Source organism: Streptomyces sp. NPDC054932, from assembly GCF_053610205.1.
Genome location: NZ_JBSGXU010000084.1, coordinates 1 through 23,636, shown reverse-complemented (window position 1 = coordinate 23,636; position 23,636 = coordinate 1). Strand labels below are relative to the sequence as shown.

At 72.7% G+C, this 23,636-nt stretch carries 19 protein-coding genes; 11 read left to right on the top strand and 8 right to left on the bottom strand.

Annotation, left to right across the window (positions count from 1 at the left end; translation table 11 throughout):
* The first annotated feature begins 59 nt into the window (after nt 1-59).
* Genes ACWGE1_RS22555 through ACWGE1_RS22545 form a run of 3 tightly spaced genes read left to right on the top strand, consistent with a single transcriptional unit; the run spans nt 60 to nt 2,518 of the window.
* Nucleotides 60-1,490 carry a phosphotransferase gene (locus ACWGE1_RS22555; RefSeq protein WP_453422282.1) on the top strand — a complete coding sequence of 477 codons (1,431 nt, stop codon included), beginning with the start codon at nt 60-62 and terminating at the stop codon, nt 1,488-1,490.
* 48 nt (nt 1,491-1,538) lie between these two features.
* Nucleotides 1,539-2,018 carry a GNAT family N-acetyltransferase gene (locus tag ACWGE1_RS22550; RefSeq protein WP_453422281.1) on the top strand — a complete coding sequence of 160 codons (480 nt, stop codon included), beginning with the start codon at nt 1,539-1,541 and terminating at the stop codon, nt 2,016-2,018.
* The gene (locus ACWGE1_RS22545; protein ID WP_453422280.1) at nt 2,015-2,518 is read left to right on the top strand and encodes an NUDIX domain-containing protein; all 504 of its coding nucleotides are present in this window, start codon (nt 2,015-2,017) and stop codon (nt 2,516-2,518) included. Before ACWGE1_RS22550 ends, ACWGE1_RS22545 begins: the two co-directional genes overlap by 4 nt.
* Before the next feature lie 106 nt (nt 2,519-2,624).
* Here the strand turns inward: ACWGE1_RS22545 and ACWGE1_RS22540 are convergent, their stop codons facing one another.
* Both ACWGE1_RS22540 and ACWGE1_RS22535 read right to left on the bottom strand, forming a co-directional pair.
* Nucleotides 2,625-4,064 carry an amidase gene (locus ACWGE1_RS22540; RefSeq protein ID WP_453422279.1) on the bottom strand — a complete coding sequence of 480 codons (1,440 nt, stop codon included), beginning with the start codon at nt 4,062-4,064 and terminating at the stop codon, nt 2,625-2,627.
* A gap of 107 nt (nt 4,065-4,171) precedes the next feature.
* Nucleotides 4,172-4,813, bottom strand: coding sequence for a TetR/AcrR family transcriptional regulator (locus tag ACWGE1_RS22535; protein WP_453422278.1), 642 nt, complete (start codon nt 4,811-4,813; stop codon nt 4,172-4,174).
* Nucleotides 4,814-4,886: 73 nt separating this feature from the next.
* Between ACWGE1_RS22535 and ACWGE1_RS22530 the strand changes: the two genes are divergently transcribed.
* Entirely contained in the window at nt 4,887-5,675 is a 789-nt protein-coding gene (locus ACWGE1_RS22530) for an SDR family NAD(P)-dependent oxidoreductase (RefSeq protein WP_453422277.1), read from the top strand.
* A 115-nt stretch (nt 5,676-5,790) separates the two neighbouring features.
* Here ACWGE1_RS22530 and ACWGE1_RS22525 read toward each other — a convergent pair whose 3' ends face one another.
* From ACWGE1_RS22525 to ACWGE1_RS22515, 3 genes are all read right to left on the bottom strand, one after another.
* Nucleotides 5,791-6,219, bottom strand: coding sequence for a hypothetical protein (locus ACWGE1_RS22525; RefSeq protein ID WP_453422276.1), 429 nt, complete (start codon nt 6,217-6,219; stop codon nt 5,791-5,793).
* 157 nt (nt 6,220-6,376) lie between these two features.
* Nucleotides 6,377-7,042 carry a CE1759 family FMN reductase gene (locus ACWGE1_RS22520; RefSeq protein ID WP_453422275.1) on the bottom strand — a complete coding sequence of 222 codons (666 nt, stop codon included), beginning with the start codon at nt 7,040-7,042 and terminating at the stop codon, nt 6,377-6,379.
* The gene (locus ACWGE1_RS22515) at nt 7,039-8,139 is read right to left on the bottom strand and encodes an LLM class flavin-dependent oxidoreductase (protein WP_453422274.1); all 1,101 of its coding nucleotides are present in this window, start codon (nt 8,137-8,139) and stop codon (nt 7,039-7,041) included. Before ACWGE1_RS22515 ends, ACWGE1_RS22520 begins: the two co-directional genes overlap by 4 nt.
* 260 nt (nt 8,140-8,399) lie before the next feature.
* On the opposite strand from ACWGE1_RS22515, the gene ACWGE1_RS22510 reads away from it, so the two are divergent.
* Complete coding sequence (locus ACWGE1_RS22510) at nt 8,400-10,013, top strand: outer membrane protein assembly factor BamB family protein (RefSeq protein WP_453422273.1); 1,614 nt, start codon at nt 8,400-8,402, stop codon at nt 10,011-10,013.
* A gap of 26 nt (nt 10,014-10,039) precedes the next feature.
* Here the strand turns inward: ACWGE1_RS22510 and ACWGE1_RS22505 are convergent, their stop codons facing one another.
* Nucleotides 10,040-10,375: a hypothetical protein gene (locus ACWGE1_RS22505; protein WP_453422272.1), complete on the bottom strand. Its 336-nt coding sequence runs from the start codon at nt 10,373-10,375 to the stop codon at nt 10,040-10,042.
* A gap of 721 nt (nt 10,376-11,096) precedes the next feature.
* Between ACWGE1_RS22505 and ACWGE1_RS22500 the strand changes: the two genes are divergently transcribed.
* From ACWGE1_RS22500 to ACWGE1_RS22490, 3 genes are read left to right on the top strand one after another with little or no spacing between them, the layout of a single operon-like run.
* The gene (locus tag ACWGE1_RS22500) at nt 11,097-16,550 is read left to right on the top strand and encodes a hypothetical protein (RefSeq protein ID WP_453422271.1); all 5,454 of its coding nucleotides are present in this window, start codon (nt 11,097-11,099) and stop codon (nt 16,548-16,550) included.
* Nucleotides 16,547-18,127, top strand: a complete 1,581-nt coding sequence (locus ACWGE1_RS22495) for a CATRA conflict system CASPASE/TPR repeat-associated protein (protein WP_453422270.1) — start codon at nt 16,547-16,549, stop codon at nt 18,125-18,127. The genes ACWGE1_RS22500 and ACWGE1_RS22495 overlap by 4 nt, the downstream gene beginning before the upstream one ends.
* A complete protein-coding gene (locus ACWGE1_RS22490) occupies nt 18,124-18,465 on the top strand; it encodes a hypothetical protein (protein ID WP_453422269.1) in 342 nt (113 codons plus the stop codon). The genes ACWGE1_RS22495 and ACWGE1_RS22490 overlap by 4 nt, the downstream gene beginning before the upstream one ends.
* An 80-nt stretch (nt 18,466-18,545) precedes the next feature.
* Here the strand turns inward: ACWGE1_RS22490 and ACWGE1_RS22485 are convergent, their stop codons facing one another.
* Nucleotides 18,546-19,193 carry an NADPH-dependent F420 reductase gene (locus ACWGE1_RS22485; RefSeq protein WP_453422268.1) on the bottom strand — a complete coding sequence of 216 codons (648 nt, stop codon included), beginning with the start codon at nt 19,191-19,193 and terminating at the stop codon, nt 18,546-18,548.
* Nucleotides 19,194-19,240: 47 nt separating this feature from the next.
* Nucleotides 19,241-20,053 carry an inositol monophosphatase family protein gene (locus ACWGE1_RS22480; protein WP_453422267.1) on the bottom strand — a complete coding sequence of 271 codons (813 nt, stop codon included), beginning with the start codon at nt 20,051-20,053 and terminating at the stop codon, nt 19,241-19,243.
* A 127-nt stretch (nt 20,054-20,180) separates the two neighbouring features.
* Between ACWGE1_RS22480 and ACWGE1_RS22475 the strand changes: the two genes are divergently transcribed.
* The 3 genes from ACWGE1_RS22475 (at nt 20,181) to ACWGE1_RS22465 (ending at nt 23,539) form a co-directional block, all read left to right on the top strand.
* A complete protein-coding gene (locus ACWGE1_RS22475; protein ID WP_453422266.1) occupies nt 20,181-21,089 on the top strand; it encodes a LysR family transcriptional regulator in 909 nt (302 codons plus the stop codon).
* Nucleotides 21,090-21,495: 406 nt separating this feature from the next.
* The gene (locus ACWGE1_RS22470; protein WP_453422265.1) at nt 21,496-23,259 is read left to right on the top strand and encodes a S8 family peptidase; all 1,764 of its coding nucleotides are present in this window, start codon (nt 21,496-21,498) and stop codon (nt 23,257-23,259) included.
* Nucleotides 23,260-23,269: 10 nt separating this feature from the next.
* A complete protein-coding gene (locus ACWGE1_RS22465) occupies nt 23,270-23,539 on the top strand; it encodes a hypothetical protein (RefSeq protein WP_453422264.1) in 270 nt (89 codons plus the stop codon).
* The last annotated feature ends 97 nt before the right edge of the window (nt 23,540-23,636 follow it).

The following is a 23,636-nucleotide window of genomic DNA, read 5'->3' as shown; positions in this document are numbered from 1 at the left end:
CCGACCCCGGCTTCCCATGATCGGAGAGACGTGACCTCGAACTACTTGGTGGCTGCGCGGTGAGCGGGGGTGCCCGGCACACCGTGCCGGTCGACGTCCACCTCCTCCTGCGCCGCGCCGGCGGGTCCGGTCCCGAGGTGCTGTTGTCCCGCCGGGCCGGGCCCGTGTACGCGTCCGGGCTGTGGCACCTGCCGTCCGGGCACCTCGACCCGGACGAGGACATGGTCGAGGCGGTGATCCGGGAGGCCCGCGAGGAGACCGGCGTCCGCATCGACGCCGATGACGTCACCGCGGCCGTCACCGTCCACCACCGGCCCCCCGTGGGTACGCGTTCCCGTATCGGGGTGTTCTTCGAGGTGCGGCGGTGGTCGGGCCGGCCGCAGGTGAGGGAGCCGGACCGGTGCGACGGCATGGGCTGGTACCCCCTGGACGCGCTGCCGGGGCCGATGGTGGCGTACTGCCGGGCCGGGCTGGACGCCTACCGGGCCGGGCTGCCCGCCGCCGTGCACTTCCAGCAGCCCGGTGACCCGATCCACCACACCCCGGGCGGTCCTGACCGCACCCGCCTCCTGACCGGCCCGCCGGTCGGCGATCCGGTCGGCGATCCGGCCGGCGATCCGGTCGGCGGGCCGGAGCTTCCGTACCGGCTGCGGGTGTTCGCCGAACAGGCCGTCGGCCGCATCGTCCGGGCCGCCGACGTCTCCTGGGCGCGGGCCGGGAGCCGGGTCTGGCGGATCACCGGCGCCAACGGTGGGACCTGGTACCTCAAGCGGCACCGGACGGACCGGTTCCACGACCGGGAGGTGGCCGCGTACCGGACGTGGGTGCCCGCGCTCGGCCCCCGGGTTCCCCGCCTCGTCGCGGTCGACACGACGGCGCAGGCCCTCGTCATCACCGGGCTGGAGGGCCGGTCGCTGCACGGCAGGGTCCTCGATCCGGCGGCCGAGGCCCGCGTGCAGCGCGAGTTGGGCCGCCTCGCCTCCGCCCTGCACCGCGCCGGCCCGGAGCGGCCCGCCGGTCCCCCGGAGACTTCGGACCGCGTGAAGCGTCATCTGGAGGAGGCGGGGCCGTATCTGGCCGACGGGGACGCGGACCTGGTCCTCGCCCTGGTCCGCAGGTACGAGGACCTTCCGCGGCCCGTCACGGTGCCGACGCACGGCGACCTCCAGTACCGCAACGCCCTCCTCGCCGACGACGGCGGGCTGCGGCTGTTCGACTTCGAGCGGTCGGAGTACGCCACCGCCACCCGGGACATGGCGCGCCTGAGCGACACCTGGACCGGCAGGCCCGATCTGCGCGCCGCCTTCCTCGACGGGTACGGCCGGGCGCTCACGCCGGCCGAGGAGCTCCGCCTGGACTGCGAGTCGGCCTTCGACGCGGTGTCCGGCATCGCCTGCGGCACCGCCCGCGACGACCCCGAAGTCGCCGAACGCGGCCGCCGCACCCTGCTGGGGCTCAGGCTCCGGCTCCGCGCCACCGGGCTGCCGTAGTCCCGGCAGGTCACCGCCCGCCCCGCCCCTTCGAGGAAGGACCCCGGCATGGCCCAGCCCCGACTCGCCACACCCGCCGACGCGGCGGAGATCTCCCGCCTGCGCTCGGAGAACATCCTGGCCCAACCCCTGGACGCCACCTGGCTGGCCCGGTGCACCGACCAGCTCGCCCTCCGGCTCCGGCCGGGCGGCGACGCCCGCGCCTACGTCGTCGACACCCCGGAGAACGGCCTGGCCACCTGTGCCCTGGGCCTCGTCCAGGCCGTGCTGCCCGCCCCCAAGTACCCCCGGGGCCTGGCGGTACGGATCCAGGCGGTGGCAACCGATCCCGGCCACCGCCGCCGCGGCTACGCCAGGTCCGCGCTCACCGCGCTCCTCGACCATCTGGAAGGCGAAGGGGTCACCCTGTACGAGCTGCACGCGAGCGAGGGATCCGCCCCGCTGTACGAGGCGCTGGGCTTCGCGGCGGACCCGGCGCTCATGCGGATGACCCGCTTCCCCGACCTGGCCGAGAGGAGCGTGTCGTGAGCAAGGAGTGGCTTCCGCCGCAGGAGTTCGCAGCGACGCTGCCGAAGGCCAGCGTCTTCGGGGCGGTGTTCTTCACCGACGAGGACGACCGGCCCGTCCAGCTGCGCGCCACCTACTCCGGCATCCACCCCTGGCAGTGGCCCGGCGGCGTCGCCGAACCGGGCGAGCGGCCGTGGGAGACGGCCGTGCGGGAGTGCCGCGAGGAGACCGGCCTCGTCATGTCCGGACCGCCACGGCTGCTGGCCGCGGTCTTCGGCCTGCCGGGGAAGGAGTGGCCGCTGAGCACGGTGGGCTACGTGTTCGACGGCGGGCGTCTCAGCCCCGGCCGGCTCGCCGGGATCGTCCTGGACCCGGACGAGCACGACGAGGTCCGCGCCCTGACCGTGCCGCAGTGGCGGGAACTGATGCCGGGCCGGGACCACGCACGGCTCGAAGCGATCGTCGCCGCCCGCCGTACGGGGGTGCCGGCGTACTTCGACAGGTGGGACTGGGACGCATAGCTGCGCGTCGTCGTCCTGGTGCCGGGAGGGCGGCTCGCCTCAGGAACGGACCCGCACCCCGCCGGTACCGGCCACTCGCCGGTACCGGCCACCAGTCGGCCCGGCCTCACGCTCGCGCCAGCTCCGGGCGCAGTTGGGCCCATGGCCGGGCCGTTTCCAGCTGCGCGGCCACCCGGAGGACGGTCACCTCGTCGTCCCGGCGGCCCACCAGCTGCACGGCGAGCGGCAGCCCGTCCTCGCCGAGGCCCGCCGGGACGGAGGCGGCCGGGTGCCCGGTGACGTTCCACAGCGCGGTGTAGGCGACCATCGGGCGCGAACGCACCATGGCCGTCAGCAGACCGGCGCCGTCCAACGCGCCCACCGGGCGTGGGCGCTCGGTGACGACCGGGGTCAGCAGCAGGTCCATGGTGCTGAACATCCGGTCGACGCGTGCGGCCAGTCGCTCCCCCGCCCGGATCCCGCGCTCGACCGCGGATTCGGGGACCAGCCGGGCGAGGGCGAGGGTGCTGCGGGTGCGGCGCTCCAGCAGGTCGGGGCGCTCGACGGCGTCGGCCTCCGCCCGTACCCCGCCGCAGAACTGCGCGACGAACGGGGCCGTCACGTCCGGATAGCGCGGGTTGACCTCCCGTACGTCGTGGCCCAGTTCGCGCAGCGCCCGTACGGTTTCCAGCAGGGCTTCGACGTGCGCGGGATCCGGGCGCAGCCCGGGCACGGCGGGCTTGGCGGAGTATCCGATGCGCAGTCGGCCGGGCTGGGTCTCCAGGGCCCGGACCCAGCCGGTGGTGGCGGGGCGGGCGCTCCAGCGGTCGGCGCGGGTGGTGCCGGCGAGGACGTCGTAGAGCAGGGCGGTATCGCGCACGGTGCGCGTCAGTGGCCCTACGGTGCCGAGGGCGTACCAGAGGTGGGGGTTCGGGGCGGTGGAGACCCGGCCGCGCTGGGGCTTGAGGCCGAACAGCCCGCAGCAGGCGGCCGGTATGCGGATGGAGCCGCCTCCGTCGCCGCCGAGCGCCGCCCCGACCAGTCCGGCCGCGACGGCGGCCGCGCTGCCGCCGCTGGAGCCGCCGGGGGTGCGGGTGGTGTTCCAGGGGTTGCGGGTGTGGCCGTGGGCGGCGGACTCGGTGAAGGGCCACTGGCCGAACTCGGGCATCGTCGTCTTGCCTATGACGACGGCTCCGGCAGCGCGCAGACGGCGTACGGCCTCCGAATCGGCGGTGACGGGGGTGCGGTTGGCGGCGCCGCCGAAGGCGGTGACCTGGCCGGCGACGTCCAGCTCGTCCTTGATGGCGATGGGCACACCGTGGAGGGGGCCGTCCGCGCCGCCCGCGTCCCGGGCGTCGGCCTCGGCGCGTGCCTGCTCGGCGAGGACGACGCGGAAGGCTCCGAGGGCGGGGTCGGCACGGGCGATGCGGCGCAGGGCGGCCTCGACCAGTTCACGCGAGGTGATCTTGCCGGTGCGCACCAGCTCCGCCTGCCGCTCGACCCCCTGGAACATCAACTCCGCATCGTCCTGGTCCCGTTCGCTGCTGCGTGCGCCGTCGTCGGCCATGGCCACCCCTCCCGCGTACCTGTCGGTAACTCCGGGCAAGGCTGGCGCGCCGCCGCCCGTACGTCAAGGTGCGGACCCCGCGCCGGAACCCGCCCGGGCGACGGGATTCAGGAGGTCGGTGTGGGATCGACCGCGCCGAGGCCGGTGAGCAGGACGTCGAGGGCGAGCTCGGTCGCCTCCTCCAGCGGGGTGTCGTCGAGCAGGGCTCCGACGGCCAGGGCGGCGAGGCCGTGCAGCATGGAGAATGCGACCTGGGCGAGCCGGGCCGGGTCTCCGGCCCGTACGGCGCCCTCCTGCTGGGCGAGGGCGATCAGTTCGGCGGCGATCGCCAGGCTCTGGTGGCCCAGTTCGCGGAGTTCGGCGCTGGAGTCGTCGGCGTGTTTGGCCGTGAACATCAGGCTCAGCAGGGGGGCGTGCGCGACGGCGAAGTCGACGTACGTGCGACCCAGGCGGGCGAGCCGCACGGTGACGGAGCCGGGGCCGCCCGCGGCGGCCCGGATGCGCTCGTTGAGCCGGGTGAAGCCGCCGACGGCGAGCGCGTCGAGCAGCGCCTGCCGGTCGCGGAAGTGGCGGCCCGGCGCAGCGTGGCTGACGCCGAGGTCCCGCGCGAGGGCGCGCAGGGAGAGGCTGTCCGCCCCCGACTCCGCGAGCACGGTTTCCGCGCGCGCCAGCAGGGCCTCTCTGAGATTGCCGTGGTGATAGGGCGCATCGGCGTCGGCCAAGGCGGTCTCCTCCTTCGATGTTGTCATTGACAACAATGTTTGCTCTGCCTACATTCAAGTATCGACCATCAGCCGGAGTCCCGGAACGGAGCACCGACCCATGTCTATGACATACCGCGGAACCACAGCCCTGATCACCGGGGCGAGCGCAGGCCTCGGCGTCGAGTACGCCCGGCAGTGGGCGGAGCGCGGAGCGGACGTCGTCCTCGTCGCCCGGCGCATCGACCGGCTGGAGGAGCTCGCGGCGGACCTGGAGCGCCGGTACTGGGTCAGGGCCCGCCCGATCGCCGCGGACCTCGCCCGGCCCGGCGCGGCGGCAGCGCTGCACGCGGAGCTCGACGAACTCGGCATACCGGTCCATACACTGATCAACAACGCCGGCTTCGGCAGCCACGGCCCCTTCGCGGCCGAGGACCCCGCCCGGATCAGCGAGATGATCCAGCTCAACGTGCTCGCGGTCACCGAACTGACCAGAGCGTTCCTGCCCGGCCTGAAGGCCGACGGCCGGGGCGCCCTCGTCACCGTCGCCAGCGCGGCCGCCTTCCAGCCGACCCCTGCGATGGCGGTCTACGGCGCCACCAAGGCCTTCGTCCTGAACTTCACCGAGGCCGTCGCGTACGAGACGCGCACGTCCTCCCTGCGGGTGCTCGCCGTGTCCCCGGGCCCGGTCCGCACCGAGTTCTTCGACGTCGTCGGCAGCCGGGACGCCGCCGTGGGCCGGATGGCCACGCCGGAGCAGGTCGTCACCGCGACGCGCCGCGCACTGGAACGCGGCAAGACCCCGCCCAGCATCGTCGTCGGCCTCGGCAACCGGCTCTCCGCCACCGCGTCCTCCCTGGTCCCCCGCCGCCTCGCCCTGACGGTGGCAGGGCGCGCGCTCAAGGCCTGACCGGGCGCTGACCCCGGGCGCGTCCGGCACGCGGCCCGCGAAGCGCTCGTACAGGCCGGTGCGGCCGAGGACACGGCGCGTACTCGGACACGCCCCGAGCCTTCTGCCGCCTCCTTCAGAACCGCGGGCTCCGCAGCGGCGGCTGGGCACCGCCCCACTCGAAGGCATAGGGATCGGGACCTCCCGAGTACGCGCAGCCGACCCCGGTGTCGGGCAGGTCGAACTCCTCTCGCAGCCAGCCGTCCATGGCGAGGGCGGCGACCTCCGGACGGTAGTCGGCCAACGGGAAGTCGAGAGCGACGACCTCGAGGTGGACGCCCTCCGGATACCTGTCGCACAACTCCTCGGCGCGGAGCGCGACGGCGAAGGACATCCAGGCCAGGTCCTCCCAGTACATGCCCGACCCCGGAAGCAGGAGGCGCACTCCGCGGTGGATCCGCACGAACGGAGCCGACGCCCCGCCCGGCGGCACCGTACGGGCCGAGAGATCTGCTGCCAGTCCGCCGAGCGGACTCCTGAGTCGATACTTGAACTTCCGGATCATCGTCGATCAATTCACAGACTCGAGAAAATGGAACCACTCGGCCGAGGTGGTTCCCGGCACGCTCCTGCCCACTGTAGAGGCGGCCACGCTTTCGCCGGATCGGCCGGGGAGCCGGGCCGGGCGGACGGCTCCGGCTCCGACTCCCGGGCGGCTGCGGCTACTCGGCGCGCAGGGCGGCCAGCCTGTGCTCGAACGGCACCACCGTGAAGCCGTCCGCCGGATCCACCGACGTGATCGCCCCCGTGAGCGAACGGGGTGCTATCGCGGCGGCGGTGTCGACATTCGGGGCGACGGCCGGGGCCGTGTCCCGGGCGGCGGGCACCATGAAGCGCGCCAGTTCCGCGCCCGCCCGGGCGATCCGCGATGCCAGCCCGTCCTCGCCCCAGTCCTCCGAGGCCGCGTACACGGCGGTCGGCACGACGAGCGCACGCAGGTAGGTGAACAGCGGGCGCAGGGCGTGTTCGGTGACCAGGGAGTGCCGGGCCGTGCCGCCGGTCGCACCGAGGAGGACCGGCTTACCGGTGAGGGCGTCCTTGTCGATGAGGTCGAAGAAGGACTTGAACAGGCCGCTGAACGAGCCCGCGAACACCGGCGTCACGGCGATCAGGCCGTCCGCGGCGGCCACCGCGTCGAGCGCGGCGGCCAGTCGGGCGGACGGGAACCCGGTGACGAAATGCCGGGCTATCTCCGTCGCCAGCTCCCGCAGTTCGATCACTTCGAGCCGGGCGTCCGCGTGACCGAGTGTCGCGGCGGCGAGGCGGTCGGCGAGCAGGCGGGTCGAGGAGGGTGAACTCAGCCCCGCCGATACGACGATGAGCTTCATTCCTGCGTCCCCTCCGTCGTGGTCTGCCGGGCCGCCGTCACGCGGGCGGAGTGCGTCGGTGCGTCCGGTACGCCGGCCGGGCGCAGGTTCGCGAACTCCTTGCGCAGCACCGGCACGACCTCCTCGCCGAGGAGGTCGAGCTGCTCCAGGACGGTCTTGAGGGGCAGGCCCGCGTGGTCGATCAGGAACAGCTGGCGCTGGTAGTCGCCGGCGTAGTCCCGGAAGGACAGGGTCCGCTCGATGACCTGCTGGGGCGAGCCCACGGTCAGCGGTGTCTGGGAGGTGAACTCCTCCAGCGACGGGCCGTGGCCGTAAACGGGTGCGTTGTCGAAGTACGGACGGAACTCGCGCACCGCGTCCTGCGAGTTCTTGCGCATGAACACCTGGCCGCCGAGCCCGACGACGGCCTGCTCGGGGGTGCCGTGCCCGTAGTGGGCGTAGCGCTCCCGGTACAGGTTCACCATCTGCCGGGTGTGGGAGGCGGGCCAGAAGATGTTGTTGTGGAAGAAGCCGTCGCCGTAGTAGGCGGCCTGCTCGGCGATCTCCGGCGAGCGGATGGAGCCGTGCCACACGAAGGGCGCGACGCCGTCCAGGGGGCGGGGGGTCGAGGTGAAGGACTGGAGCGGCGTACGGAACTTGCCCTTCCAGGTGACCACGTCCTCGTCCCACAGGCGGCGCAGCAGCGCGTAGTTCTCGATGGCGAGGTCGATGCCGTCGCGGATGTCCTTGCCGAACCAGGGGTAGACCGGGCCGGTGTTGCCGCGGCCCATCATGACGTCGACCCGGCCGTCCGCGACGTGCTGGAGCATCGCGAAGTCCTCGGCGATCTTCACCGGGTCGTTCGTGGTGATCAGCGTCGTCGAGGTGGACAGGATCAGGTTCTCGGTGCGCGCGGCGATGTAACCGAGCATCGTCGTCGGCGAGGAGGGGACGAACGGCGGGTTGTGGTGCTCGCCGGTGGCGAAGACGTCGAGGCCGACCTCCTCGGCCTTCTGTGCGATGGCGAGCATCGCCTTGATGCGCTCGTGCTCGCCCGGCACGCGTCCGGTCGTCGGATCGGCCGTGACGTCACCGACGGTGAAGATCCCGAACTGCATGACTCCCCTTCCCAAGGTTGTTTACGATTCAACTATACCCGGGAACGGAGGGTGCGCCAGGGGTATTCCCGATGGGTGCGGGACAGCGCCCCTGCGGGCACGCAATACGACCGCAGGTACCACATCGGCGCAGGTGGCACGGTGTGCCCTGGGTACGGACGAAACCATTGGCGCAGGCCGCCACCGGTCGGGATCATGAGGTGCCGACGGCCCGTTCCGGGGCGCCGGACGTGCACATACCGCCGTGGAAGGGACCCTGCATGACCCCTGTACCGATCGTCCGCACCGTTTTCGGCAACGGGCCGTTCGCCGAGATCGGAGAGCCGGCTCTGGCCGTCGTCGACGATCGCTCGCGGACGATCGCCGCGAGCGGGGACCTCGGGTGGGTGCAGTGGAGCGGCGGGGCGACTGCGGACTCCGGCTGGACGGGACACCGGATCGGCATCTACGAGCGGGACGGCCTGCGGTGTCGGCATCCGGTCCGGTCCCGGTACCCCGTACGGTCCCTCGCCTTCCACCCCACCCTTCCCCTGCTGGCCGTCGGAACCGGGCGTTACGACGGCGGCTACTCCTTCGAGGGCGAGCTGCTGCTGATCCACCTGGACACCGGCAAGGTGGTGTCCGCCCTGCCCCACCCGCGGGAGGTGCTCAGCGTGGAGTGGCGCGGCGCAACAGCGCTGCGTCTGGTCCTGGCGCCGTGCGACGACCGGGACAACCCGCAGGCACACCGGCAGGGGCACGCCGGCGTCGTCACACGCGCGGACTGGGCTGCCGTCGGACAGCAGGGAATCACTCCCGAGGAACTGGCCGCCCCCGCCGGGCCGGCCGCCCGGCCGGATCACAGCGCGGAGGCCGCCCGGCTCCTCACGGACCTCGCGGCCGCCCATGGTCGGCGGTGGTCCCTGCGCAGACGGGTGTGGGCGGTCGAGGGCCTGCGGGACGGCCGCGTGCTGGCGGCCCTGGACGGTGTTCTGGTGGAGTCGTGGCTGCCGTCAGGAGAGCTGCAGTGGGCGGTCGAGGACGAGGAAGGCGGCCGCCAGCTGCTCCTCGGGTCCGACGGAACATCCGTCTGGGCCAACGCCGAACGCCGGGGCCGCCGGAAGGGAAGGCGCTGGGAGGCGTCCGCACCCCGGGTGGCCCGGATCTCCGTCGACGCGGGGCAGGTGCTGGAGACCCTGAACCCGGGCGTGCTCACGGTACTCGTCTCAGGTGACCGAAGGACGATCCTGAGGCCCCTGAACGGCCGCCGCAAGCAACCCCACCGGCTGATGATGTTCGATCTCGACGGTTCGGCGGAAGGTCCGGAGGTCGGCGGGTTCGACGTGTTCAATCACGCGTTTCCGGTCCGTCGCGCCGGCCGGCCGTACGTACTGGTGGGAACCGACCCGGACGAGCCGCACCGGGACAAGTGGGTCGCCGCCGTGGGCGCCGACGGAACCCTGCGGCGGCTCTTTCCTCACGCCTGGGTACCGGAGGAACACCATTTCGGCGGTCCCGCAGTCGAGATCGACCGGTCTCTGGTGTACGCCGGCGCCGTCCACCACGGACACGGTCTCCAGCCCGGTGGCGCCTACGTCGTACGGCGGTCCCTGAACGGCACGGTGCTGTGGCAACACCGCACCGATCATCCCGCCACCGCCCTCGACGCCGACGGCGACACCGTCTACGTGGCCTACAACTGCGGCGCCCTGACGGCGCTGGACGCCGACAACGGCTCGGTGCGCTGGCACACCGACCTGGAGGTGGACGGAGCTCCGACCACGGCGCTGTCGCTCGCCGTGACGCCTGCGGGGCACTTGCTCGCCGGAACCGTGGACGGCCGCATTCTGGAGATTTCGGACGCTCGATACGCGCAGACGTCTCGCACGACTTGAACGTCGGAGCCGCGTCGGATCGCGTTCTACTGAGGCGAAATCGAAGCAAGTGGATTCGCCTTGTGGGGGGTGTGTCCCATGAGGTAGGCCGTCACGGTCCCCATGACTACCGCCACGGCAACGGCCACGACAGCGGACTGATAGGGGTCGCCCTTTGTGGCCAAGAAGAAGGAAACATACGAGATCAAGACCCCCACGAATGTGAACGAGGCCGAGATCAGGCGGATTTTACGGTACTGGAAATCGAGGTACTGCTGAGCGACCTCCATGAAGGCCGGTCGACTCTCGGGGTCCAAATTCGCCACTTCCCTGGCGAGAGCCGCGAGGAATTCGCCGCCCTCCTGCCGCCTTGGCCATGCCATCTTGACCTTCTCCCTGCGGGGCCCTGACCGACTGGATGCCGGCTCGACCGTACGGCGTTTCGACCGCCCTACGCCCATCGGAATGCATCCGACCACCCCAAAGGGTTGCAACCATGCGTACGCCCGACAGTCAGGCTCATTTCACGCTAGGGGCCTTCCCGTAACTGCTGATCGGGACGGTCGCCGCGGACATGCGCGATCGCGTCCGGCCGGCCGCGCGATGGCGGGGGGATGCCACCACGCGGCTCGGGCCCGCTCGGGAGTCCGCGCCGCTCACCGCCGCGGACTCCCATGACCACGCTTGTGGCCGGACTCCGTCAGTCCAAACGGTCGGAGCGCACCTTTTTCTCGGAGCTGCGAAGGACAGGCCGGCAAGGTGGCACTGATCGGTGTCCGTGGTTCGCCGAGGTGCACCTCGGCGACGGCCGCGAGGTGGGTTGGCACAGCGGACGCCGACTCCCTCCGAGAAGGAGTCCGGGAGTCTGCGGATGGGTAGGGGCGTGCCGTCACAACACCATCACGTGGCACAGGTGTTGTGGTCGGTGAGGGGCGCGGGCGGAGGGGGATCGAAGTGAATCGTCCGGAGGACGGCGCAAGCACGGGGGCGGGCACCGGGACCACGGGGTCCGGGACCACAGGAACAGGGCAGGAACACGAAAGCGGGAGCGGCGGGACGGGAAGCGGGAGCACCGGCGCGTCCGGCGAGGAGGGGGCACGGCCGGTGCACGCGGGACACGTCCCCGGGCTCCGCTACGTCGGGATCGGCGTCTCCCGTTACGACAGCCTCGACCTGGATGATCTGGCCCGGCCGGCCCGGGACGTCGGGCGGATCGGCCGGGTACTGGCCGCCGGGCCGCCCCGGATCGAGCGGGCGTACACGCCGACAGTCCTCGCCGATCCGACCGCCGGTGAGGTGGAGGAGCTGATCGGGGGACCCGCCCTGGCATCCGGCGCCGCGGCCATCGTGCCGCCGCCGACCGATCTGATGGTGCTGTGGAGCGGGCACGGCGAGCCCGCCGAGGACGGCCGGCTGGTGCTCGCCGTCCGCGACACGGAGCGTGGTGAGGACGGGGTCTGGGATCCGGCGGTCGCGGCCGAGCGGCTGGTGACCTGGGCCGCGACCTCCGGGGCCCGGCAGCTCCTGATGGTGTTCGACTGCTGTTCGGCCGCCTCCGCGCAGTCCGCCGTGGCGGTGGCGGACGCCGTCGAGAACGCCGTCAAACGGGCCGAGGGCGCCGGCGACTTCCTGTGGATCGGGCTGCTGACCGCCGCTGTGGAGCATCGCACCGCCACTCAGGGCGTGCTCACCCACCATCTGCGGAAGGTCCTGGAGAAGGGGCCCCGGGACGGGAGCCCCCACATGCGGAACTGGACCGCCGGGCAGCCGTTCGTCGGGGCAGACGACGTGATCGACGAACTGTTCGGCCTCTGGCCGACGGTGGTGGGGGCGACCTCCACGCAGTTGCCGGAGTTCACCCGAAACCCGCAGCGGCCGGGGATGCGACACCGCCGGGGGGCGTCCGGAACGACGGGACCGGAGGAGGGTGCGGGAGGCGGCGGGGTGCCCGTCGTCGCCCAGCCGTACGGGATGTTCCGCAACCCCCGCTACGTGCCGGGCACCGGGCCCCAGGTGGTCCAGCACCTCCTGGAAGCGGCGCACGGCAGCGGTGACGTGACCGGGCCGAGCATGTTCAGCGGCCGCCGGACCGAGGTCGATCTGGTCGTCTCGCGGATGACGCGGGGCGAGCCGGGCGTGTGGACGCTGACCGGGCCGCCCGGCAGTGGGAAGTCCGCCGTGATCGGCCGGGTCGTCACCCTGTCCGACCCGGACCGGCGGGCCCTGCTGCTCGGGTCGTCGGTCGCGCTGGACCACGCCGACCCGGGGCCCGGGTCCGTGCACGCGCACGTTCACGCCCGGGGCCGGACGGCCGACGGCCTGGCCGGGCTGATCGACGGACAGCTGATCGGCGCCGGCGTGCTCACGGCCCGGGACGACATGATGCCGCGCGATGCCGAGAGTCTCGTCGCGGCCGTGCGCGAGGCGCGCCACGGCCGGGACCGGGCCGGTTCCCCGCAGGCCCTCCCCGCCTCCGCAGCAGAGCCGGTCGTACTGGTCTTCGACGGGCTGGACGAGGCGCGCTCGTACCGGACCCTCGGCAACGGGCGGCGGCGCCGCGACGCCTTCGACATCGTCGAACGGCTTGTCGTCCCCCTCGGGGAGTCGGCGGTCGTCCTCGTCGCGACCCGGGACCTTCCGGACGACGGCGCCGAGGCGCGCGGGCTGCTGGCCAGGCTGTGCGGGGACCGGGACGCGGATGTCGATCTGGGAGCACCCGAGTTCCGGGAGAGCGGGGCCGAGGCCGTCCGCACGTACGTGGCACGGCGGTTGACCGGTGCCGTGACGGGGATCGGCGCTGCCGCCTTCGGGGCCGAGGAAGCCGGTCGGGTCGCCGAGCACGTCCTCGGTTCCGTGCAGGACGACGACGCGGGGGCGTTCCTGCTCGCCCGTCTCCTCACCGACCTGCTCGTGTCCCGTCCCACCAGCGTCGACACCTCCCGCCCGGACTGGGCGGCCCGGCTCGGCGGCAGCGTCGGCGAGGCCGTCCGGCGGGACCTCGACACCGTTCCGGCCCCGCCCCGGGCCGCCCTCGCCGAGCGGGCCACGGAGCACGCGCGGACCCTGCTGACCGCCCTCACCTGGGGCCTCGGGTCCGGTTTCCCCGAGGCCGAGTGGCTGGTCGTGGCCACGGCCCTCGCCCGGGCCGACAGGCTGCTGGACGTGGCGGCGGCGGAGCACTACGAGGGGCGGGACGTGGAGTGGGTGCTGTCGTCGCTCGGCCGGTACGTCATTCAGGACGTGTTCGGGTCGGCGGACGGCGACGGGACCGACACGGCCCGGCCGTCCGGCCCGTTCGGGGGCGCCCCGGGGCCTGCCACCTACCGGATCGCCCACCAGAGCGTGGCGGACGTGCTCCGGCCCCCTTTCACCCCCACCGCCGACGCCCCCTTCGATGCCGACGCCGTCGGAGTCGCCAACGCCGTACTGGCAGCCGTGCGGGACTGGTACGACAGCGGTCTGCCGCTCGTCGAGGCCCCGTACCTGTGGCATCACCACGGTGACCACGCTGCGGCGGCCGGGCAGGACGGTCTGGCCGGTCTGGCCGGTCTGGCCGACCTGACGGAGCGGACGGAGCGGACAGAGGGCTTCCGGCAACTGGTCGACAGTGCCCGGAGCGTCGCCCGGCAGATCGTGGACCACGGGTACGCCCGCCAGGCACTTCCCTCCCTGGAGACGGCACTCGCGGTCGCGCGCGGGCTCGTGAAGGACGACCTCGCGGACGAACTCGACTTCCTGGACGTGGGGGTGCTCGCGCAGACTTTGGAGCAGGCGGCCCAGATGCGCTTCCTGATGGGCGAAACAGAACTCGCGCACGCGCACGCGGTGGAGGCGCGAGAGGCTTACGAAAGGCTCGTGGACGAGGACTACGAACTGTCCCTCGCCCTTCCCGCGCTGGTCGCGGCGCTGCTGCGGGAGGCCGAAACCCAGCTGGCCGACACCGACGGGGCGCGCGCCGCTCTGCACCGGGCGCTGGAGCTGACCCGCCGCCGCCCCGCCGCCCACCTGAAGCCTTACGTGTGCCTCAAGCAGGCCGGTGCCGAACACGTGGCGGGCCATCCGCGCGATGCGCTTGCCGCACTGGACGCCTTCGTCTCGGCGGCGGGGCTGGAGCAGCCCACGTCCGGCACGCAGGAGCCGGGCTCCGTCCCCGCCGTCGTCCTCGACGCCGACCTGCTGCCCCTGCTGGGCGACGCGGGAGTGCTCTTCGCCGCGCTCGACCGGCTCGACCTGGCCGACCGGATGAGCGCGATCGCCGTCGCGTCCCTCCGGGACGCCTTCGCCGAGGCTCCCCAGCGCATCCGTCGCCTCCTCGCCGACAACCTGCGCAACCGGTCCGAGATCCTGCGCCAGCGGGGACTGATACGTGAGGCGGTCGCCTCCGCGGAGGAGGCCCGTGCGCTGCTTTCGGTGCACGACGGGCCGGGGCCCCGGGCCTGGCCGGAGGCCAGGGCCCGGGCGCTCGTGGAGATACAACTGACCGCCGTCCGAGGGGAGGAGCGGAATTTCTCCCTCGCCTACCTCCACGCCACCGAGGCCGTCACCCGCCTGCGTCTCCTCGCGCGGAACCGGCCCGACGCCACCGAGATACTCGCTTCCGCCCTGCTCAACCTGTCGGGCGTACTCCTGTCGCAGGTGAACGTGGTGACTGCGGAGGGCACGGAGCAGCGGGAGCGGATCCGCGGCGAGGCCTACGATCACGCCGCCGAGGCGATGGACCTGCTGGACGGTCTCCGTGCACAGGACCCCGAGCGCTACGCGGCCTCCTGGTCGACGGGTACAACACGGTTCCTGACCGCAGTGGACGAGTCCGGGCGGTCGGCACTCGCCACCGATCGCATAGAGCGGTTCCTGGGCGTCCTGCGGGAACGCTTCGCGGACAGTCCTGAATTCGGCCGTCTCCCGCTCGTGCGGGCGCTGATGGGAGTGGCCCAGGTCGTCGAGCCCGAGAACGAGGGCGCGGTCGGACCCGCCGAGCGGCTCCCGGGTCTGCAACGCGCCGCCGGGTGTCTCGATGCGGCCCTGACGCTGCTGCGCCCGCTCGTCCTGCAGGAGCCGGACGCTCACGCCGCCGAAATAAGTTCGCTGCTGCTGGAGTTGGCCCGAGTCCTACGGCGCATCGAGCACGTGGGGGCCGAGTCGGCGGGGGCCGGAGCGGCGCCGGACGGCAAGCGGCCGGCAGGGACGCCCGAGTCCCGGCCCGATCGGGCCGATGCCCTGGAGAGCGAGGCGTTGGAGCTCCTGCGAGAGGGCCACGCACGACGGCCCGAACCGTTCGCCCCCGATCTGGCGTTCCTGCTGAGGCGACGGGCCGGTCAAGTGCCGGAGGCCGAGGCCGTCGTGCTGTTGTCCGAGGCCCTTGACGTGCTGCTCGGCGTGGACGATCCCCTCGATCACGAGACGGCCCAGGACACGGTCGCCGTGGCCACGGAGCTGGCCGCCGCGCTGACCCGGATCGGGCGCGACGAGGACGTCCGCACCCTGTGGAGGCGCCTGGAGAGCGCCGCACATGTGATGACCTCCCTGGTCGGCGAGGTCAATGGCTTCGCTCCGGAGAGCATCGAGGACTACCTGCGGATCCTGGCCGGTCTGATGGCGGCTCCGGAAGCGGTGGGTGCCCGGCGCATCCAGTTGCGCCAAGAACTCCGGGGCATCCGGGAGGAGCTGGGCGACGAGTTCGACGGGCACTGGCGTACCACGCTGGGCACCGACCCGCCGGACTGGCTCACGATCCCGGTGTCCTTCGCGGAGCTCCGCACCCGGTGGTTCCTCCAGACCTCGCTGGACGGCCACCACGCCTTCCTCCTCGACCACCCCGAGATGCTGACCGATGACGCCGAACGAGCCGTCGAGGAGTTCTGGGAGGCCGCATCACCGGACGACGCGGCGGCCGGGCCGATCACCTTGCGAACCCTGCGGGGACTGCTCGGCCTGGCACGCGCGTACGGGGTCGAGGCGGTCCAGGAGGAGGCCGTACGCAACCGGATCGCGGTCTTCTGCACGGCAGACGCGGCCAAACAGCTCCGGACCGCCGCCGGCGACGACGGGGCCTTCCTGCGGGAGCTCGCCCCGGAACTGTTCGCGCAGGAGCCCGACCTGTGGCTGTCCGAGCCGGCGCTGGCCTCGGCCTGGTCCGTGCTGAGGCTCTCCCAGGACGCGAAGGGGAACCGCATGCTCAGGCGGATCGCAGGGGCACTGGAGGACCCCTCGGCCTTGACCGGACTGCTCAGAAGCACGCTGGGTACGGACACCGCCCGCGCCGGCGAGGTGGCCCCCATCGTGGGGCATGCGGTGGGCGAGGACGGGCCGCGCCTCGCCGAGGCCCTTCTGGTCTCCGTCCTGGCCCGACTCGACCGACTGGCATCGGAAGTCGGGGCCGCATCCGAGGAGGCGTTGCGGGAGGTGTCCGAGCCCGTGTCCCGGATCGCGGATGTGCTCGGCAGTGACCCGGTACGCGGGAGCGTGTGGAGGCAGGAGCTCGCCGCGTTCGCCGAGAGGCGGCCCGAATCGGCGCCGCTCGTCGAGGTGTGGGAGCGGGCGGTCGGAGGTGAGCGGTGAGTACGGCTCCGTCGCCCGCCGTTCTGGGGCAGCGCTGTCTCGTCGGGTACGTCGTCGTCGGTGACGACGAGGCCGGACGTACCCGGCTGCGCGACCTGTGGGCCGCTGCCCTGGCCCACTGGCCGGTCGTGGACCGGAGCGGGCCCGGAAGCCGGCCGCCGTTCGCCCCGCCCTTCACCGGGCCGTCCGCAGCCGCCGAGCCCGTCGGGGACGCCGTGCTGCGTACGGCCGACACCGCGCCCGGCACCGCCGGGCTGCAGCAGGTCGTGCTCCGGCGGTACCGCGACCGGCTGTGCGTCGCCGTCACCCTCTCGCCTCCCGACGGGGACTGGCAGGAGCTGCTCGCGGCGTGGGAACGAGTCGTCCCGCCCGGGTCCGCGCCCGGCACCGCCGTGCTGCTCACTGCGGTCGCCCCGGCCCCGTGGGCGGGAGCCCCGCTCGCGGAGCCGACCGTCCGGGCGGCCGTCGACGCCGCGTTGCCGCCGTCCCTGCGGTCGGCCGGCGCGGGCACGCCCGTCCCGATGACGGCCACCACCGGGGGGCTGCTCGTCACCGAGGTCGCGCGCGGCGGCGGGACGGGCACGCGCAGCCTGGTCGTCGTGGCGCCGGCGGGCGGTGAGGACGAACTGGACCGGTGGACGTGGACGGACGGCACGCCCCGACTCGCGCCCGTGGGCCGCTACCTCCTGCACACGGCCGGACTGGACCGGCTGGCGGCGGCCGTGGCTTCGCGGTCGGCCGTGGCGCGGACCGCCGTCGCCCGGGTCGAGGAGGACGTGGCGGCTCTCGTCGAACTGGTACGGGGGGCGACCGGCCCCGGGATCGTGCCGACCGGGCGGGCCCTGCTGATCCGGACGGCGACCGACCTGCTGGAGCCCGCCACCCTGCGGGCGCGGCTTGCGCAGGACGCCCGGGACGCCGGAATCGTGGCGCACAACCTGCGGGTGGCCCTCGGGGGCGACCTGCCCGACCCACCTCCCGGCTCGCCCATGGCGGCGGACCTCGACGCCGCCGGGCGGGTCGCCGAACAGGCCGAGGACCTGGGCGCATGGCTGGCCTCCGTCGACGAGCGCGGCCGGTACGCCACTGCCGCTGCCGAGACGGCCGTCGCCGAGCAGGTGCGCCTGGCGGCGGAGGCCGCGGCCGGCCGGCACGAGCGGATCACCACCCGCAACACCGCGGTGATCGGCTCTCTGCTGATGCTGCTGGCGGCGGTCCAGTCGCTCGCGTACGACGTACCGGTCCCCCGGCGGGTGGAGCCGGCTCTGATCACACTGCTGGCCTGCCTCGCCCTGTTGCTGGCCTCCTCCGTCCCCGGACAGGGGGGCGGGGGCCGAGGTCGCGGGCGGACGGTGCCGGTGGTCGCGGCGCTGCTCGGCGTGGCGGCGGCGGTGGGCTGGTGTGCCGAGAGCTGGGTGGGATCGGTGCTGCGGGCCCCCGTCGACCCGGGACGTTCGCTGTCGGCCGCGCTGCTGGCGGCCGGCCTCGCGGGGACGGGCCTGCTCGGTGTCAGCCTGTGGCGAGGAATGCGGGGGCGGGGACGCGGGACTCCTCGCCCGCCTATGCTCGGGCCATGACTGACGACACGCCGGTGCCCGGTTCCATGGATGCCGAACTGCTCTTAGACCTGAGGGAGTTGCTCACCGAGGTGCGCGACGAGTGGCGGCTCGCGGACTGGACCGAGGTGAACGGATTCCTCGTCACGCTGGAACATGCCTCGCAGGCGGGCCACGGGGAGCGGACCGAGGCCCTGGTGAACGCCCTGCGGACCAAGGGTCCCGGCATGCCGGGCCGTGCCGTCGACCCGACCGGACCGGCACCTGCGGACAGCGTCGAACGGATCGATCGCATCCTCGACAACACCCCCGAGCCGCCCCCGCCCCCGTCCTCACCCGCCGACGACTCCGACGAGTAGGAAAGGGTCGCATCCGCGCCGTGGTTGACGGCCGGCGGCTTGGGGCGTGCGGCGTGCGGCGTGCGGACCAAACCGGAGGGTCAGCGGGCGAGGGAGACGGCGAAGGGCTGGAAGCCGTGCCGGCGCAGGACGTGGGGAACCACCAGGATCATGGCTTCGGTGGCTCGGGCTGTGGTGATGTCGCCCAGGTTCTCGATCCGTTCGGGCTGCCAGCCCAGGTCGCCGAGCAGCCCGGTGACGGTCTTCTTCGCGTCTTCGTCGTTGCCCGAGACATAGACGGTCGGCGGGGCGGCCAGGGTTTCGGGAGCGGTCATGACCATGAACAGCATGGTGTTGAGGGTCTTGACCACATGGGTGTCGGGGAGCGCGGCCTGGAGCTTCTCGGCGAGGCTGCTGCCGGGATAGCACAGGTCGCCGGGCAGGCCGTCTCCGGCATCGCGGGTGGCATTGGAGACGTCGACGAGGATCTTTCCCGAGAGCTCGTCGCGCAGGTCGGTGAGGCGCTCCAGGGAGCTGTCGCCGGGCGTCGCGTTGATCACGATGTCCGCGGTGCGCGCGGTGGTGCGCTGGTCGGCGAAGGAGACTCCGGGGGCTGCGCCTTCGGCGGCCGCTGCGGTCTCCTCCACCGGGCTCCGGCGGCCGAGGGTGACGTGGTGTCCGGTGGCGGCGAGCTTGCCGGCGAGGTTGGTGCCGACGCGGCCGGCGCCCAGAATGCCGATGCGGGTCATGAGGTGATGCTCCTTGCGGTGTCGGGCGGGAAGTGTGGAGGTGTCGGTCAGGCGATCGGCGAGAGGACCTTGAGGGCGGCCGTGTGGATGCCCGGGGCGGCGGCCAGGAAGTCGCGGCTGCCCGCGTTCCAGGGTTCGCCCGCCAGGTCGGTGACGGTGCCTCCGGCCTCGGAGACCAGCAGGGCGCCGGCGACCAGGCCGGAACGGACGTCGGAGAACTGCCAGAACGCGTCCATGCGTCCGGCGGCGACATGGATGAGCTGCATCGTGGCGGGGACGGACACGCGCACGACGAGTCCGTTGATGAGCATGGCGGTGACGGAGTCACCGATCCGCCGGAAGGTGCGCTCGTCCTCGCCGGGCCTGGCCTGGCCGGTGCCGATGAGCGCGGCACCCAGGTCGGTCTTGGCGGACACCTTCAGCGGCCGGTCGTTGAGGTGGGCACCGCCGCCGGCCACGGCGGTGTAGGTGTCGCCCGTCAGCGGCAGGTGGACGACGGTGAGTACCGGCCGGTTGTCGCGGACCAGGGTTGCGGTGACGGCCCAGTCCTCCAGGCCGTGGACGTGGTTGATGTTGCCCTCGGCCGGGTCGACGACCCACCACTCCCCGGCCGGGAGCGCGCCACCGGCCAGCTCGTCCTCGGCCCACTGCGACCCCGGCCGGGCCCGCAGCAGCGGTTCCCGCAGCACGTCCAGCACCGCGTCGTCGTTGGCGTGGATCTCGCCGACGACCTCGTCGAGACTCACGCCCCGGGCGTGCGAGGTGTAGCGGTCGCGCAGCGTGACACCTGCGGACTTCACCGCGGCGGTCACGTCGGACAGGAGCGTCGTACCGGCGTCGAAAGGCATGGCTGTGCTCATGGCGGTCTCCCTGGAAGATCGGTGGAAGCGGGGTGGAGCGAGGCGGTTGTCTCGCCCCCGCACTTCGAAGGTAGGGCGCCGGATCATTAACAACAAGTGCATGCTTGTCACTTGTAGAGTTACTGCCATGCAACTGGATCTGAACCTGCTCACCGCCCTGGACGCCCTGCTGGAAGAGGGCAGCGTCGCCGGCGCGGCAGCACGCCTCCACGTCACCTCACCGGCGATGAGCCGCTCCCTGGGCCGCATCCGCAAGGCAACCGGTGACCAGATCCTGGTCCGCACCGGCCGCAGCATGGTCCCCACCACCCGCGCGCTGGCCATGCGCGCCCAGGTCCACGCCCTCGTGCAGCAGGCCCATCAACTCCTTTCCACGCACCAGGAACTCGACCTCTCGGCTCTGGAACGGGTGTTCACCGTGCGCTGGCACGACGCCCTGACCGCCGCTTGCGGAACCGCCCTGATCGCCGCCGTCCACCGCCAAGCCCCCGGCGTCCAGCTGCGCCTGCCCGCCGAACCCGGCACGGACACCCCCGAGCTGCGCCGGGGCGAGGTCGACCTCGAATCAAGCTCCAGCGCTCCGACGCTCCCCGACATCCGCCACCGCCTCGTCGGCAGGGACCGGTTGGTCGTCGCCGTACGCCCGGGCCACCCGCTCACCGAAGGGCCACTGAGCCTCGAGCGCTACGCGGCCGCCCAACACCTCACCGTCTCGCGGCGCGGCAGCCTGCGCGACCCGATCGATGACGCCCTGGCCACGCGCGGCAGCGAACGCCGTGTCATCGCCGCCGGGCCCACCGCCGCCTTCGCCCTCCAACTCGCGCTCGGCACCGACCTGGTCGTCACCCTCCCCGACGCGGTCACCCGCGCTGCCCGGGACCAACTCGGCCTGGTCACACTGCCGCTGCCGCTCCCGCTGCCCGACGTACCCCTGTACCTGCTCTGGCACCAGCGCTACGACGACGACCGTGCCCACATCTGGCTGCGCGACATGGCCGCCGAAACGGTCCGGGCACTGTTCGTGCACGGCGGCTGACCTCCGTGCTGCGCAACGGCTGCGAGCGCCTGCTGCCGACCCCGTTCGCCGGTTCGTCCGATTATCGCGGGGCGCCGGAAGGTGCCCGCCCATGCGGCTCAGCACGCGTTCGCCGGCACGCTGCCCGGCAGGCCGGTGGGGCGGGTGCCGGTCCAGGTGGTGGTGAGGGCAGGCCGGCCTGGTTCCGCAACCGCTGATGGGCCGTACGGGGCTGGTTCCCGACCTCGGCCATGCCCTCGCCGGGCCCGAGCAGGACCTCGTCAACCGCCGCGGTCAGCCCGGCACCCGCCTGCGCAACCAACAGAGTGACGTCCGCAAGAGAGGGCATGTCGGCCGTGCACTCCGGCCGCCCGGGGGTCAAGTCTGGAGACGACCACCTCGACGAGCCCCGTAGGGAAGAGCAGCCATGGACTACACCAAGCTTGCGCCTCCGCTGGCAGCGACGTACGAGCGTTATCAGCAGGAAGGAGGCAGGCGCGAGCCCCTTGAACCGCAGGCCCGGATGCTCGGCCTCGTCTCCGTCCGGGAACGAGCCAAGCCCCTCCGTGTCGTCGTCACCCTCGAATGCGACCCGGACACCCTCCTCAACGGCGATCTCGGCAGTGGCGTCGTGCTCAACGAGGGTGGCAAGAGAGTACGGACCGCCATCGTCGACATCGACGCGCTCGAACGGCTCAGCGAGCATCCCGGCATCAAGCGCATCGTGCCCGCCAACCGGCTGCGCCCGTACATGAAGCCCGCCCAGCAGAAGGTCGGCGTGTCACAGTTCCGGACGAACTCCGGACTGACCGGCAAGGGCGTGGTCATCGGCATCGTCGACACCGGCCTCGACACGCAGCACCCGGCCTTCACCGGGCGCATCGAACGGATCTGGGACCAGACGGTGCGCAGCGGCTCCGGAGTGCCGGAGGGCCGCTACGGAGCGGAGTTCGCCAACGCCGGGATGGCCATGGCCACCCTGTCCCGTGACGTCGAGGGCCACGGAACCCACGTCGCCGGCATCGCCGCCGGTGCGGAGGGCATCGCCCCCGAGGCGCGCCTGGTGATCGTCAAGACGGATTTCGACGACGCCCACATCGTCGACGGAATCCAGTACATCTTCCGCGTCGCCCGCGACCTGGACATGCCGGCGGTCGTCAACCTCAGCCTCGGCGGCCATTTCGACGCGCACGACGGCACCGACACGATGTCCAAGTCGATCGAGGAGGAGTGCGGCCCCGGCCGCATCGTGGTCTGCGCCGCCGGCAACGAGGGCGACGACGACCTCCACGCCCGGATCACAGTCCCGCAGGGAGCCACCCGCCAAGTCCCCTGTCACCCCGGGATGTTCGATGGCGAACCGGACGTGTTCCTGCTCAACGGCTGGTACGCGGGCAGCGACCGGCTCGAGATCGCCATGGCCTCCCCGAACGGCGCGACGACCCCGTTCCAACCGGTACTGGAAGGGGAGAAGCCGAGCCAGGTCTTCGACCTCCCGGGAGGCAAGGTCCAGATCACCACGCCGGGCCCCAACGCGGCCAACGGCGACATCAACTTCCTCGTCCAGGTCGAGCCGGACAGCACCCCCGGTCCGGGCAACACCGGCCCCGGCAAGTGGCGGCTGCTGCTCCGCGGCGCGAACGTCACCAGCGGCAAGGTCGACGTCTGGATGCTCGGCCGCTCCGTTGCCAGGCCGCAGCCGCAGTTCAGCGGACCCGCCGTGCACGACGCCGTCAAGGTCGGTTCGCCCGGCGCCGCCACGTCGGCGATCACAGTGGCCGCCTTCACCACCCGTACCGAGTGGAGGGACATCGACGGCATCGACCGGGAGGCGACCTGGTTGGAACTCGGCGACATCGCGAGCTTCAGCAGCGAGGGGCCTCGCCGGGACGGGGCGCAGAAGCCCGACATCACCGCGCCCGGGGCCATGATCGTCTCAGCGCTGTCCCGGGACGCCCTCGACATCGAGCCGGCCTTCGTCACGGACGATCAGCACGTGGCGTTCCAGGGAACCAGCATGGCCTCCCCCTTCGTCGCGGGTCTCGCCGCCCTGATCCTGGAGCGCGATCGCGGCTGTGACCCACGGAAGCTGCTGGAACTCCTCCGGGAGAACGCGGCCGTCCCCGGCGCCGCCCCGGGCAGCTTCGACCCCAAGTGGGGGCACGGCCTCATCAACGCCGCCAATCTCTGAGAATCGACCCGTGGACTACCGGAAGCTGGACGCCTCGCTCGCCATGGCCATCGACGCCCCGGGCCGCTCCCCCCAGGCCCGGGACTTGCTGGTGCTCGTACGCCTGACCGAACCGCCCTCACCGGACCGGCTCGAGCAGCTGGGCAATCGGGGCGTCGACAGTGCGGTGGGCGGCGGCACGGTGCTGACGGGCACGCTCTCCCGCGAGGACGTCGAGGCCCTTTCCGACCAGCCCTGGGTCCATTCCCTGACCCTGTCCGCCACCCGCAGCCCGACATGAGCACACCGCCCGTGCCCGTGAAGCAAGAAACGAAGGAAGAACCCCGCACCGGACCGGACCGGACCGGACGGTAGCGGGACGCAGAGGCGGCCGGCGT